This window comes from Lentilactobacillus otakiensis DSM 19908 = JCM 15040 (assembly GCF_001434145.1).
GTDB classification, from domain to species: Bacteria; Bacillota; Bacilli; order Lactobacillales; family Lactobacillaceae; genus Lentilactobacillus; species Lentilactobacillus otakiensis.
This window is the reverse complement of sequence record NZ_AZED01000003.1, coordinates 135,401-149,365: the sequence shown is the minus strand read 5'-3', so window position 1 is coordinate 149,365 and position 13,965 is coordinate 135,401. Positions and strand designations below refer to the sequence as shown.

The 13,965-nt window shown below is 42.6% G+C and carries 14 protein-coding genes; 8 read left to right on the top strand and 6 right to left on the bottom strand.

The window, feature by feature from the left end; genetic code table 11:
* Positions 1 to 296: 296 nt before the first annotated feature.
* Complete coding sequence (budA, locus tag FD05_RS01095; RefSeq protein WP_020281583.1) at positions 297 to 1,007, bottom strand: acetolactate decarboxylase; 711 nt, start codon at positions 1,005 to 1,007, stop codon at positions 297 to 299.
* Positions 1,008 to 1,142: 135 nt separating this feature from the next.
* On the opposite strand from budA, the gene FD05_RS01090 reads away from it, so the two are divergent.
* The 4 genes from FD05_RS01090 (at position 1,143) to FD05_RS01075 (ending at position 4,888) form a co-directional block, all read left to right on the top strand.
* Positions 1,143 to 1,826: a YjjG family noncanonical pyrimidine nucleotidase gene (locus FD05_RS01090; RefSeq protein ID WP_020281582.1), complete on the top strand. Its 684-nt coding sequence runs from the start codon at positions 1,143 to 1,145 to the stop codon at positions 1,824 to 1,826.
* Between the two features lie 171 nt (positions 1,827 to 1,997).
* Entirely contained in the window at positions 1,998 to 3,338 is a 1,341-nt protein-coding gene (locus FD05_RS01085) for an MFS transporter (RefSeq protein ID WP_020281581.1), read from the top strand.
* Between the two features lie 91 nt (positions 3,339 to 3,429).
* Positions 3,430 to 3,909 carry a Dps family protein gene (locus tag FD05_RS01080; RefSeq protein ID WP_039933069.1) on the top strand — a complete coding sequence of 160 codons (480 nt, stop codon included), beginning with the start codon at positions 3,430 to 3,432 and terminating at the stop codon, positions 3,907 to 3,909.
* 70 nt (positions 3,910 to 3,979) lie between these two features.
* The gene (locus FD05_RS01075) at positions 3,980 to 4,888 is read left to right on the top strand and encodes an aldo/keto reductase (protein WP_039933067.1); all 909 of its coding nucleotides are present in this window, start codon (positions 3,980 to 3,982) and stop codon (positions 4,886 to 4,888) included.
* Positions 4,889 to 5,345: 457 nt separating this feature from the next.
* Here the strand turns inward: FD05_RS01075 and FD05_RS01065 are convergent, their stop codons facing one another.
* Positions 5,346 to 5,915 (bottom strand): hypothetical protein, encoded by a 570-nt coding sequence (locus FD05_RS01065; protein WP_051990637.1) that lies wholly within the window; start codon positions 5,913 to 5,915, stop codon positions 5,346 to 5,348.
* A gap of 271 nt (positions 5,916 to 6,186) precedes the next feature.
* On the opposite strand from FD05_RS01065, the gene FD05_RS11440 reads away from it, so the two are divergent.
* On the top strand, positions 6,187 to 6,693 hold the full coding sequence (locus FD05_RS11440) for a helix-turn-helix transcriptional regulator (protein WP_223602645.1): 507 nt from the start codon (positions 6,187 to 6,189) through the stop codon (positions 6,691 to 6,693).
* A gap of 179 nt (positions 6,694 to 6,872) precedes the next feature.
* On the opposite strand, the gene FD05_RS01060 is transcribed toward FD05_RS11440, so the two are convergent.
* Positions 6,873 to 8,276, bottom strand: a complete 1,404-nt coding sequence (locus tag FD05_RS01060) for a flavocytochrome c (protein ID WP_223602651.1) — start codon at positions 8,274 to 8,276, stop codon at positions 6,873 to 6,875.
* Between the two features lie 8 nt (positions 8,277 to 8,284).
* Positions 8,285 to 9,475 carry an oxidoreductase gene (locus tag FD05_RS01055; protein ID WP_020281574.1) on the bottom strand — a complete coding sequence of 397 codons (1,191 nt, stop codon included), beginning with the start codon at positions 9,473 to 9,475 and terminating at the stop codon, positions 8,285 to 8,287.
* A gap of 141 nt (positions 9,476 to 9,616) precedes the next feature.
* Here FD05_RS01055 and FD05_RS01050 point away from each other — a divergent pair, with 141 nt between their 5' ends.
* Positions 9,617 to 10,474 (top strand): fructosamine kinase family protein, encoded by an 858-nt coding sequence (locus FD05_RS01050; protein ID WP_020281573.1) that lies wholly within the window; start codon positions 9,617 to 9,619, stop codon positions 10,472 to 10,474.
* A gap of 44 nt (positions 10,475 to 10,518) precedes the next feature.
* On the opposite strand, the gene FD05_RS01045 is transcribed toward FD05_RS01050, so the two are convergent.
* On the bottom strand, positions 10,519 to 11,250 hold the full coding sequence (locus FD05_RS01045; RefSeq protein WP_020281572.1) for a MerR family transcriptional regulator: 732 nt from the start codon (positions 11,248 to 11,250) through the stop codon (positions 10,519 to 10,521).
* Between the two features lie 153 nt (positions 11,251 to 11,403).
* Positions 11,404 to 12,138: a sulfite exporter TauE/SafE family protein gene (locus FD05_RS01040; protein ID WP_020281571.1), complete on the bottom strand. Its 735-nt coding sequence runs from the start codon at positions 12,136 to 12,138 to the stop codon at positions 11,404 to 11,406.
* Positions 12,139 to 12,303: 165 nt separating this feature from the next.
* Here FD05_RS01040 and FD05_RS01035 point away from each other — a divergent pair, with 165 nt between their 5' ends.
* Positions 12,304 to 13,452: a glycoside hydrolase family 3 N-terminal domain-containing protein gene (locus FD05_RS01035; protein ID WP_020281570.1), complete on the top strand. Its 1,149-nt coding sequence runs from the start codon at positions 12,304 to 12,306 to the stop codon at positions 13,450 to 13,452.
* A 95-nt stretch (positions 13,453 to 13,547) separates the two neighbouring features.
* Positions 13,548 to 13,943 (top strand): hypothetical protein, encoded by a 396-nt coding sequence (locus tag FD05_RS01030; protein ID WP_020281569.1) that lies wholly within the window; start codon positions 13,548 to 13,550, stop codon positions 13,941 to 13,943.
* The last annotated feature ends 22 nt before the right edge of the window (positions 13,944 to 13,965 follow it).

Here is a 13,965-nt window from a genome sequence, read left to right as displayed (position 1 = left end):
ACTATAAGCAAACATTGCTATAGTAACGCTTACATTCATTTTCGCAGCGATTTATACTTGCCAGCGAAAAATAACCTGCGTCCATAATGTGTTATGTTAACGGATTCATCCGTATAAATCAACCCTAAAATCTAATTGGCATACAAATTCACAAAAATCGCATAATAAAATGCACTCGCCGCAAGGATCACGGCAAGCGCACATTTTTTACTAATGTTATTATTACATTTACTAAAAGGTTATACCTGTTATTCTTTATGATTACTATGATTGATATAATTCATTAACAAGTGCGACTATTCCGACTGATGAATGCCACCTGCAATGTCGTCATTCGAAAAATCATGTTCCATATATTGCTTATTTCCAACAGGTAGATGTTGTTCAAATGTGTCAAACAACTGATAACTAACATCCCCCTTATCAAGATGAAAGCTAAGCACATGGCCGCCAAATTGATGATCGTCAGAGATGAAATGATGATGGAAGCCGCCAACCGTTGCCCCTTCAAATAATTCAGGTGAATAATAGCCCACTAAAGTTCCTTTGACCTGATCCCGATTGAAGACACTTTGATTTTCAGCTGTTTCGGCCAATGTGTTATATGGTGGATTTGATTTGACGGCAGCCCTTGTCTGAACATTTGAGAATACCCCGTGAACTTCAACCGAGAAAAAGGTATTTCTGGCCCGACTCAATGAAATCATTTGTTGATTCAAATCAGCCTCGTCAACGTTCTCCAGCTCTGCCAGTGGTGAATAGCGGGCAAAATGGGCGTTGGCAAATGGCATTGTAAATGAATCCGGGGCAATCGTGATGTCACCCGTTCCGTGAACATGATATGGTTTGCCGTCAAGAATGATCAGCTCACCATCAAGGCCTTCACCGGTTCCGATGCCCGTATCACCATGCTTTAACAGTTCAGCCATTGTAATCGTGCCTGTTAGCAACCCAGGCACCAATAATGCGAGCGTGCCGTGTTGATACAATGTGATTTGATTTGACATGTTCAGATTCCCCTTCCATATCTATGTATTAATTTAATCGTATCACTCTAACGACGGGGAGGTGCACAATTTTAAATGATTTAGTCAGAAATTTTTGTGATAGAATTAAACAAAATAAACGCGAGGTAATGCCCAATGAAGTATTCCACTCTATTATTCGATGTCGATGACACCCTGCTTAATTTTCAAGCTTCAGAACAGCACGCAATGCAGAAACTTTTTGAAAACATCGGCGAAGAACTGACACCGACAATCTATGAAGACTACCATGAACTGAACGAGCATCTTTGGCAGCAATATGAGCGTAAAGAAATCACCCGCGAACAATTGCTGGACACCAGATTTAATCTCTTCTTCGGAAAATATGGTAAGCAGGTTGATGGCCAAGCTTATGAAGCCAAATATCGCAGTTACTTGGCAGAAGGGCATACTCAGATGCCCCACGCGGAGGAATTACTGGCAGACTTGAGTGCCAATCATGACATTTATGTGGTTACCAACGGCATTGCCAAGACTCAGCGTCGACGGTTAAGTGAATCTGGACTGGCACCCTATTTTACGAGTGTCTTTGCATCTGAAGTGATTGGCTATCAAAAACCGGATCCGGCATTCTTTGACTATGTGGCGAGGAAAATTAACGGTTTCTCTAAATCGGCATCCCTTGTCATTGGCGATTCACTGACATCAGATATTAAGGGAGCATCCGCCTATGGCCTAGACTCCGTGTGGTTCAACCCGCATCATCAACAAAACACAACCAAGACCAGCCCAACATATGAAATTGACCATTTGCTAAGATTGGAATCAATTGTTGCATAGTAAATCCCCCAAATCAGCTAGACGAGAATCTGGCTGATTTTTATTTTGCCTTATGTTATGTTTCCTAACATATTCTCTTGCGTGCCATGAATAATTAACCTATACTATGGAACTAATTAGAGAATATCTAATCGGTTTCTGCCACCAACTTTATTCAAGGAGGTTATCAGCATGCAAGTATATAGTCAAAAGCGGATTACCAGCAACATTATCAAAGGCTCATTGGGCAATATGATTGAATGGTTTGACTGGTACATTTATGCATCTTTTGCAATTTATTTTGCCGGCGACTTTTTCCCGGACGGGGATCAAACTGTTGAACTGCTGAGTACCGCCGCTATCTTTGCGGTCGGTTTCCTGATGCGGCCATTTGGTAGCTTTATTATGGGTAAATACGCAGATCGAAAGGGTCGGCGATCTGCATTGACGCTGTCTGTCAGTATCATGGCAACCGGATCCTTGCTAATCGCTATTATCCCCACTTACAGCACAATTGGTGTGTTTGCACCACTTCTGTTGGTTTGTATCCGACTGGTTCAAGGCCTGTCACTTGGTGGCGAATATGGGATTTCTGCAACGTATTTATCAGAAATGGCCACAGCCGGACGCCGGGGCTACTACGCATCATTTCAATACGTCACCCTTATTAGTGGCCAACTAATTGCGCTGGTCGTTCAAATCGTTCTCCAAGCAGTCTTCTCCGATGCACAATTAAGAGCATTTGGCTGGCGGATTCCCTTCGCCATCGGTGCGGTCGGGGCTGTGATTGTGCTGTATCTCCGACTTTCAATGGATGAAACCAATCAATTTAAAAAATCAGAAAAGTCAAAAGCTGCCAAAGGAACCTTGCATGAACTTGCCAAATATCCCAACCAGGTGCTCACCGTTATGGGATTAACCTTTGGTGGGACAATCGCCTTTTACACTTACACCACTTACATGCAAAAATACATGATTAACTCATTGGGATTGGCACCTAAACTGGTCACGATGATTAATTTCGTTGCATTATTAATCTTCATGGGCTTACAGCCACTCTTTGGCCACATCTCGGACAAAATCGGTCGTAAGCCGCTGCTTTACTGGTTTGGAATTGGCGGCACGCTATTGACAGTCCCCATTTTTATGGGACTTAAATCCTTCGATAGTCCAGTTGCCTCATTCCTGCTGATGCTGGGTGGCCTGTTAGTTGTCAGCGGGTACACTTCAATTAACGCAATCGTCAAGGCTGAACTATTTCCCACCGAGATTCGGGCACTTGGTGTCGGCTTCCCATATGGTCTGACAGTTGCGATCTTCGGGGGCAGTGTTGAATACATCGCACTCTGGCTCAAACATATCGGCCACGAAGATTGGTTCTTCTATTATGTATCAGCAGCTGCGTTCGTCAGCTTCCTGGTCTATGTTCATATGTTAGAAACCTCGAAGGATTCAAAGCTGGAAGAAGCATCGCCGATCCCAAATCCACAAGCTCAACAAGATCCTACGGTTACCGGCCCCCGCGACCACTAAACATTTTAAAGAGCAACTTTCTTGATACCCACTCTCCCAATCAGTTACACTATGGATGTAAGCGACTACAATCTTATTGGGAGGTAATATGATGGCAGACAAATATGATTTTCCAAAGACCCGTGAACAGTTGAACCAATTGGTGGCTGATTTAAGTCAGTTGCAAACCAACATCCAGCAAACCCATTGGTATATGCGTGGAGAGAACTTCTTTAGACTCCACCCACTAATGGATGACTATAATGACGAGTTGGCAGATCAATTGGACAATGTGGCAGAACGACTGATCGCTATAAACGGATCACCATTCGCAACCACACATGAATTTATCGAAAATACTGGCCTTCCCGATGAAAAAGTAACCTGGGATCAGTTAACCATGCGCGATTTCATGCAGCGTCTGGTTGATCAATTCAGATACTTACGTGACCAGTACCAAAAGGGCATCGAAGTTACTGATGAAGAAAAAGATTTCCCAACTCAAGATATGCTGAACGGTTTTAAAGAAGCAATTGACAAGAATATTTGGATGATTAATGCATACTTGGGTAAGGGACCTTATGACGACTAATCTATAAATACGCAAAATGGGTTGGAAATTATTTATTTCAACCCATTTTGATTTGAAGGAGGAATTTCAATTGGATCATTTAGTTAAAATCGGCAAAAGTGACGTCACTACCGGCCCACTGGGATTAGGCACAAATAAAGTTGGCGGCCACAATTTATTTGATGGCCTCAAAGATGAAAATGGGGTTGCTGTGGTCAAAGCAGCACTTAATGATGGCATTTCTTTATTAGATACGGCCTTTATGTATGGTTTGGGTAAATCCGAGGAACTCATTGGTGATGTGATTCAAGATTATGACCGCTCCAAGATCGTCATTGCGTCTAAAGCGGCTCAAGATCCCAATAACGACTTGAAGCCAAATAACGACCCCAAGTTCCTAAAGAAGTCCGTTGATGAGGCATTGGAGCGTCTGAACACCGATTACATCGATATCTTCTATATTCATTTTCCAGACGATCGCACGCCAAAAGCCGAAGCCGTGAATGCTTTGGCTGAGGAGAAAAAGGCCGGTAAGATCCGGGCAATTGGGGTTTCTAATTTCTCCCTGGACCAGATCAAGGAAGCCAATGCAGACGGCCAAGTCGACGTGGTTGAAAACCATTATAGCTTGGTTCACCGGCAAGCTGAGAAAGAAGTCTTTTCTTATCTCAAGGACAACAACATTTCGTTCATCCCTTATTTACCATTGGCAATGGGTTTACTGACAGGTAAATATGGCAAGAATGATGCTAGCAAGTTCAGTAAGTTCTCGGCAGAAGAATTCAGTGGCATTATCGATAGCTTAGGTAGAGTGAAAACAATCGCCGACAAACATCAAGCGACCGTTGCTCAAATCATCTTGGCTTGGTACATTGCCAATCCAGACATCAGTGTCGTTATCCCCGGCGCAAGGATTCCCGAACAGGTAGACAGCAATGCTAAGGCGCTTGATGTAAAGTTAAGTGAAGCAGAATTTGATGAAATTGATCAGCTATTTTAAACGATTGGGACTTGGTGATAACTGAGTCCTCTTTATTTTTGTCACAATGCCGGATCCGGTAACGCATCAACACTATTTCGCAATTGCCATAGTATAACCAGATATACAACGATTTTTATTACACAAAAAAGCAAGCAGCCCGATAGCTATTCAGCTGGGAGCTACTTGCTTCATATTAATCGTTAAATGTTGATCATTAAAAGACCACATCAAGTCAGTTATGTTTAGATAAGTGTAAAAATGACTCAGCAAAAAAGGTTATCAACCAAATAATGATAAAGAAAGTTACAATTACATCAGCAATGTACGCATACCCATTTCCAGAGATGATAATCACAATTGTTGAGATAATTCCAGCACTTATCATTAGATTTGATAAACGATCTAAAATCTGGAACCATTTTGAATAATTCTGTAGCTTCTTTTTTTGAATCATCTAATCACTCACACCTCATAATTATTGATTATGAACTGAAATATCAGTCCAGTGTCTGGCAGAGAAAACCTTTCCGTTATGTGTATTACCTGCTGCAATTGTCTCTGCTATAACTTTTCCAAATTGTTTAGCAGCGGAAGCATATTGTCCAAAATAGGCTTCCACAATTATCGCAACCAACCCGGCTGCGCCAGATAATGCATGGTACATAACCATTGTGTTTCTTGAGAGATATAAGTCCACATTGCCATGTCGAGCTTTACCATGCCAAATTATTTTTGTAACACCATTAGATCTCGTAAAGCCATAATGTCCGAGTTCAGCAGGACTAACGCCTTCCTTAATTAACAATTGACGCATATGATAATCAGTAATGGCCACCGTCGTCTCGTCGGTACTCTCATTATAATCAATTGTTGCATATTGAGCGAGGTTAGTTGGTAAAAAATCATTCGATGGATCGGTAATAACCGGACTATTATCAACCGGAACGTTTGATTGCCCTTGAACGTGGTTTGTGCGGAATGAACCCTTATTTGCTGATACAGTGAGACTCGGAACAATAATTCCTGCAAATGACATTCCAGCCATCAGTAAAACACTATACTATTTAAGCTTCATAAATTCCCTCCATTTAAAAATCAATACGTATTGAAAAATTGTTAACAGAGGTAATTATTTCTTGAATGAGGAATAAAATAAAGAAGCTATTTGTTTACCTCATCAAACGTAAACCACCAGTTTACAAAACAGTTTGTGGAGGTAAACATGCGAGATAAAGCTTAGTGTCAGTATTTATAATTTAGAGTATAGATTTTTTTAAAGAAATGTTTATAATGTATATTTAAGGACGTTTATAGGGGTGATTATTATTCTAAGGGTTTTAAATAGCTTAAAAGAAGCACGTAAACAAGCTGGTCTATCTCAGAATGATGTAGCTACCGTTCTACAAGTTTCAAGACAATCAGTATCCAAATGGGAAAATGGGCGAGGGTATCCTGATTTGGATAATCTGATCATTTTAAGTAATTTATATGGCAAATCCATAGATAATCTTTTAAAATGCTGTGACCCCTCATCTCCGAGACCATATAATAACTCACCACATAATCCAAAAGTAAGTTTTGATAAAAGAAGGAAAAACGAGAGCAGAGAAGAGGCTTTTTTGCTACTATTGTCACTAGCATCCTCCCTAATTCCATCAATTGCCGCATTCATGCCAATCTATATCATCCGAAAAAGTAGTAAGCGCAATAGATTTTATAGATTAACGCTTTTTGTTTCAGTTCTTGTGGTGCTTTTTAATGGTTATAGGTTGTATACAAGCATTAGTAATTATTTACTAAACATCACAAGTCTCAACAGATAATTACAACTAATTATCCATTAGCGCATTCCTGAAAGATATAAATGAACCACACATTTAACAGGAAACTTTTTCTGGAAGCCAGTAATCAACATGTTGATAATAAACTGAGACAGCCTAATAATAGGTTCTTCAACAAAATAATTTCCTTCGACCACGGTAACAATTGGTGTGAACAATGATCACATATCAAAAAAATAATCCCGAACCTGCTGGGCGGCACGCAAACCAAAAATGACGGTTTCTGCAATCGAGTTTCCACCAATTCGGTTAGACCCATGGAGACCACCGACAACTTCGCCGGCTGCGTATAGCCCTTGGATTGGCTCACCACCTGATTTAAGCACTTGAGTCTGGTCATTGGTCTTTACGCCACCCATCGTGTAATGAACTGCCGGTGAGATGTGAATCGAATAATATGGTGGCTTGTCGAGGACATGCAAGCCGGTTTTACGGCCAAATGCCATATCCAACCGATCGGAAACTGACCGGTTCCACTTGTCCACTGCCTGATTAAGCATTTCCCCATCAATTCCGGATTTTTCTGCAAGTTCTCCCAAATCAGAACCGCTCTTCACCAAACCAACACTATTGTAAAAATCAATTGCCTTGGCACGATCACGGACTGATTGGTCAAATATTAAGTAGGCACCCGTGCCACCAAGCTTATTAATCGCATTGGTAACTTTGTCACGGGTTTCCATTTCGTTCACAAACCGCTTGCCATCTTGATCGACTAAAATGGCACCTTCACCTCGAACGGTTTCTCCAATTAAGTATACGTGGTCAGTATCTTGTTGGACAGTTGGATGGACTTGAATCTGATCCATGTCGACAACTTGAGCGCCAATATCTTCTGCCATTAAAATACCATCCCCGGTATTTCCGGGCTGATTAGTGGTTTTGTATTTGGATAAGTCTGGTCGATATTGCGCCAGTAGCGCTTTGTTGGCACCAAAACCACCAGTCGCGATAATGACAGCTTTTGACTGAATGGCTTGGTTACCGTTTGCGGTTTGCACTTGAACGCCAGACACTTTATCCTGACCATTAATTGCGGTTACTTTAGCCCCACAGAATAGTGGGATTTGCTTGGCCCGAACCTGTTCTAACAATCCATTCACCAAATACGCACCAATTGGTTCAGTTGTGTGAGGGCGATGAGTTCGGGGAACGCTCATGCCACCGGTAATTGTGAGGTCGTCTAACTGAACGCCTTCTTTATATAACCACTCAATTGCCCGCGAACTATGCTCAGTGAAGTATTTAAGCAATTCCGGGTCGTTTTGGCCGTGTCCGCCACGCAAAGTTTCGTAGTAGAATTTGCCAACACTATCCTCAATTCCGTGTTCGGTTTGCACAAAGGTTTCCGCTGCATTCATGCCAGAAGAAGCCCGTTTGGTATCTCCACCAACGGTTGACATTTTTTCCAGAATCACCGGTTTGAGTCCCAGCTCTGAAGCCTGGATGGCACTCGTTAAGCCGGCACCTCCTGATCCAATCACGATCACGTCATACATATCCTTTAATTCAGCTAAATCATTTGGTTCAAATCTTTGTGACATGCCTTTCTTCCAATCCTTTATTATTTTCTTTATTGTGCCCGGCGTGGGATTAAGCCTTCCGGACCGTGCATTGCAACACTGGCTGCCAGTGCTCGCCAACCACTTGAATAGAGCTGTGGTTGCTTACCTGATGCGATCCGACGAGCCTGCTGTTCACAGTACGCAATCACGAATGCAGCAGTGTATTTTTCATCCAACCGTCGACTTCCCATCGTCAGGGGTAGCCGAACAGCTTGATAAGCACCATTCAAAATCCGGTTCGGCAAATCAGGCATGACTACCATCGGCGTGCAGATTCCAATCATATCCGCATCATCTCGGCCAATCGCCTCTTCCATGGTCGAAATAGTCCGAAATCCACCGCTGAGCACAATTGGAACATTCACTAACTGCCTCAACATGTGCGCATACCCGGAAAAGCCAACCGTTGAATCTTCATAATCATCCCCGGCAATTTCAATCAAGTCAATCCCAAGCTCAGCCATTTTTTCAACAACTTCAATTGAGTCGTGCTCCGTGAACCCATCCGGTCTCAAGTCGAGAACACTTAACTTTAAACTAATCGCAAACTGAGCACCACAAGCTTCCCGGATTCCTTGATAAATCTTAATCAGAAACCGCATTCGATTTTCAATTGAGCCACCAAATTCATCTGTCCGCTGATTATCTTTTTGTGATAGAAACTGATTCACCAGATATCCAAATGCCCCATGAATCTGAACACCGGTAAACCCAGCTTTTTGGGCAATTTCCGCACTATGGACAAAGCGGTCAATAATCGCATAAATTTCTGAGTTTGTGAGCGCACGTGGCACGTTAAAATATTTAGCATTGGGTCCATCAATCCGAATTGCGCTCGGTCCAGCTGGTTGTGCTGACAAATACTTTGGTGACTGCTTGCCGGGATGGTTCAGCTGCATCCACAATTGGGTGTGGTTTCTAGTTCCCGCTTCAGCCCATTTTTGAAGCATTGGCAAGCTGCCTTCATCTTCTACAACCACATTGCCCGGTTCAGCTAGGGCACGGTGGTCAACCATTACATTACCAGTGACGATGACCCCAGATCCGCCAGCTGCCCAAGTACCGTACAACTTTGCAAATCGATGATCCGGTTGATGATTTTCCGCCATCGTTTCACTCATTGCAGACTTGAAAAAGCGATTCTTAATTCGTTGTCCATTGGTTAGTGTTAAAGGCTTCGCAACTTGTAAATAATTCATGTGAACCGCTCCTTTTCCTTAAATGATAGTCAGCAGAATCCATCTAAATTTAATGGTAACCCGATTTATTTCCATAGGCAATTATCAAAGTACACATATTTCTCGATTTTCAGTTACAATGAACCCAGAGGTGATTATTCAATGGATGATCAATGGCTATCACAGCTGCCAATCAAGGAGATTACCAAAGCAGTCCCCGTTGGCGGTGGTGATGTTAATCAAGCATATCGATTAGAAACTAAGGATGACACATACTTCCTGTTGGTTCAACCACACACCACAGCAGATTTTTATGCAGGTGAAATTGCTGGGCTAAAAGCATTCGAGGAGGCCAATGTCTTGGCACCGCGTGTGCTTGGCAACGGGCAAATTGATGGTAATGCCTATTTGTTGCTGAACTTTTTGGAATCAGGTTCGGGCAGTCAAAGTGATTTAGGTGAATTGGTTGCCAATTTGCATGAACATTATAGTAAGAACGGAAAGTTTGGCTTCGACCTGCCCTATGTCAGCAATGACGAAAGTTTCGACAACAGTTGGACTGACACTTGGAGTGAATTATTTGTGGACCATCGTTTAGATCGACTCCGTGACGCCTTGCTGAAGAAACATCTCTGGAATGCCAGCGACGACAGCAAATACAAACAGGTTCGCGAAGTGATTCTCGATAAGCTGTCGAAACACGACAGTGAACCATCGTTGTTACACGGTGACTTGTGGGGTGGCAACTATATGTTCCTGGCGGACGGCCGACCAGCCTTAATTGATCCAGCATCATTCTATGGTGACCGGGAATTTGATTTAGGTATCACCACAGTATTCGGTGGCTTTGATGCTGATTTCTATGCAGCCTACAATGCGGTTTATCCACTGGATCCAGGAGCAAATGAACGACTGAACTTCTACCGGCTCTATTACTTAATGGTTCACACTAATAAGTTTGGGACCATGTACAAGAGTTCAGCTGATAGCGCGATGAACCAGATTTTGGAAAATAAATAATACACAAAAAGTGCCTGATCGCGGACTAACGATCAGGCACTTTGTTATTCAACACTTTGTTTCACATCATAAACCTCAACGCAGTATCCGCGATAACCACAGTGAGGACAAGTTAACTTCCGTGTCTTAGGCGTATGCTTTGAAAACATGAAGTCTCGCCAACTTGGCTTGAAATACTGATGGCAGTTCGGACAAATGTACTCCACCTTGATGTAGTACTCGCGCACAATGACAACTGCTGCCACGATGACCAGTGGGAAAATGATTGCCGCAGGAACCCAGTTGCCTGAAACAATCCACACAGCTACCGCGAAAACTTCCAGTACATCCATCAAGATGCCCCAAAAGAACATCCACCAATAAAATCTTCTTAACTTTGGTTTGCTTTGCATGATATTTTCGATGCCGTCAAGGTCGTTTTGGGAGATCAGTTCGTAATCAGAAAGACTGTCTTGCACTTTACGAAGTGTTTCCAGTTGACCGGCAGTCATTGTCATTTCATGTTTAAGCTTCTTCTCTTGTTCGGTCAGCATCAATGACAAGACTTGTGTTGAATTATCTTCGGACAAAACATCTTTGATCGTCGCTAACGGTAATCCCATTGATTTTAACAACAGAATGAGCCGGAGTGCCTGCAACTCCTTGTCAGTATATAAACGCCGGCCACCATCAGAAATCTTGGTAGGATTCAAGATCCCCTTCTGATCATAATATTGAATGGTTCTGATCGAAACACCACCCAGTTTTGCGAACTCTCCAGTAGTATATGTCGACATCGCTATCACCTCCTGATTCTTTTATATCCCATGACGTCAGGTAATGAGCAAGAATAAGTTTCAACTTTTTTAAATTAAATCAGTTCGCAAACCAAACGCGAACCTTGAATTTGTTAATAGACCGTGGGAGCAAATCCATTTCTGGAAACAATTTTATTTAAATGCGGTAAAGGTTCCCATGACAACTAACAAGACACCTAAAACGGGTTTAATATACTTCGTAAATTTTTGCGGGTCCAATTTGCCCAGAAGAACCGGGGCCAAAAACGATCCCAAAATTGCGCCTGCCATTAAGCCAAGACCCACCGACCAGTCAACATTACCAGCTGATAAATGAAACACCAAGCCAGTTGCGGTCATCACCACGAGCACCAATGAAGAGGTTGCCGCAGCCGTGACCATGTCGGTTCCCATAACCAACAAACCGGCAACCACTGGACCGCCGCCGCTCAAACCACCAATCCCGACCATCAATCCACTGATCACACCATAGACGGGCGCCAGCCACTTATTTGGCTTTTTGCCGCTATTCTGCTTACTAAACAGGGTTTGAATACCCAAAATAGCCAAAATGCCTCCGATAATGTACTGATAAATTTTCTCCGGAATATATGGGGATAACAGTGAACCAACTATGACGGATGGCACCGCAAAGATGATCATTCGCCAAGCAATTCTTAATTTGATTTTATGTAATCTGAAATAGGAATACGATCCAATTAACAGTGATGGAAATGAGGTTACCAGTGAGGTTGCTGCTGCACTTGCCGGTCCCAGTCCAAACACCGTCGTCAAGATACCCAGATAAAACGCAGCCCCACCACCTCCAAGGGTAATGACGACCGTTCCAATAATAAAGCCAACAATAATTAGCAACAGAATATCCATGACGATGTCCTCCCATACATATGATGAGAATATTGTACACCTTATGTTTGAACCGCTGATTCATCATAAAATATACCAAATTATAATAATTATGATTCATGCGTTCACTTTTATCATATACTGGTTATATTGACATAATATGTACATATAAGGAGACGAGCGTTCATGACCATTCATTTTAAACCACTGGTAACATTCGCATCAATCGCAGTTATTTCATGCGGGCTAGGGCTTTCTGTCCCTGGTAATAATCCTCAAACAATTGCATCGGGGACTCACCATAAAATGACGACATCTCAAAAGATCGATAACCGGATTAAGCATATGACCTTGAACGAGAAAATCGGTCAATTGTTCGTCACCGCAGTTTCTAATAATAAATCTGCCACCAAATACAACATTAAGAAATACCATTTAGGCGGGATTATCTTGATGGGCAATAATTATGTCGGCACCCGATCATCATTTAAGTCTCGACTAAAAAGCTATCAGCATAGTGCGAAAATCCCGCTGACCATTTCAACCGATCAAGAAGGCGGAACTGTGTCGCGACTCAGTTCCAATAAACGGATTTCCGGTCACAGATACTACTTGTCCCCTCAACAGGCGCTTCATCGAGGCGGCATGAAGAAAGTTCTTTCAATGTACCGCTACCAAGCTAAACAGTTACATTCACTCGGGATTAACTGGGATTTCGCACCGGTTGCCGACGTTTCCAAGCACCGCAGCAGTTTTATCTATGATCGGACAATCGGTAAAGGGTACAAGAATACCTCGATGTATATTTCTAAGAGTGTGCCCGCAATTCAAGGCCAGCATGTCGCAGCTACCCTCAAACATTTCCCTGGTTACGGTTCTGCCGCAGACACTCACACCGGATCAGCGGGCGTGAACCGGTCACTAAAATCCTTCAAGACAATGGACTTTCTACCATTCAAGGCTGGAATCAACAGTGGTGTTGATTCCGTCATGGTCACGCACATTATTTTGAAAAAAATCGATCCACACAAGCCTGCTTCACTATCCAAGAAAGATATCAGTTTGCTGAGAAACGATCTGCATTTCAAGGGCGTCATCGTCTCTGATAGCCTGCAGATGCAGGCAGTTGGTAACTATGCCGTCTCGCACCATGTCTACCGTGACGTTGCTGCATTCAAAGCCGGCAACGATGTTCTTTTGACCAGCGATTATAAGCGCGGCATCCCTGAGTTGCGTCGTGCAGTTGCCAAAAAAGAAATCTCAGTCAAACACATCAACGCGGCCGTCAAACGAATTTTGACAATGAAAGCCAAAGTCGGCCTGGATATTCACTAACGACAAACTAATAATTTTCTCAAACCTCGCTATGTGTGATACATTTAACATGTAAGTGTTTCCGATTTAACGGATTCCAGATGAGGTGATATAGAATGAATGAAAAAGAAAAGGCCCAAAACGCCAAGCGGGCCAATATCATGTGGGTCATGCTTTCGTTGATGGTGTTAATTGTGATCGCCGGAATTGTCGGGATCATCATGAAGAGCCATCAGACCAATCAATATAAAGATATGATCCGCCAGAGTATCGTCGCTTATAACAAGACGGATCCTGCAACAACCCTTTCACCCGATAGTAAGACTAAAGTCTATCGGGTTCGTAAATCAGGTGATGGTAAGTTCTTCGTTCAATTGAATGGAACTTCACCAAAGTTTGTTTACCAGAAGACTCAAGGTAAATGGTCTTCAGTTGGAACGCAGAAGAAAGCCAATATTGTGCTGAAGTATCGAGCAGTTTATACTTCCAGTCAACCATCAATGGGTAGTTGAAATATATAACAAAGGCAGTCGA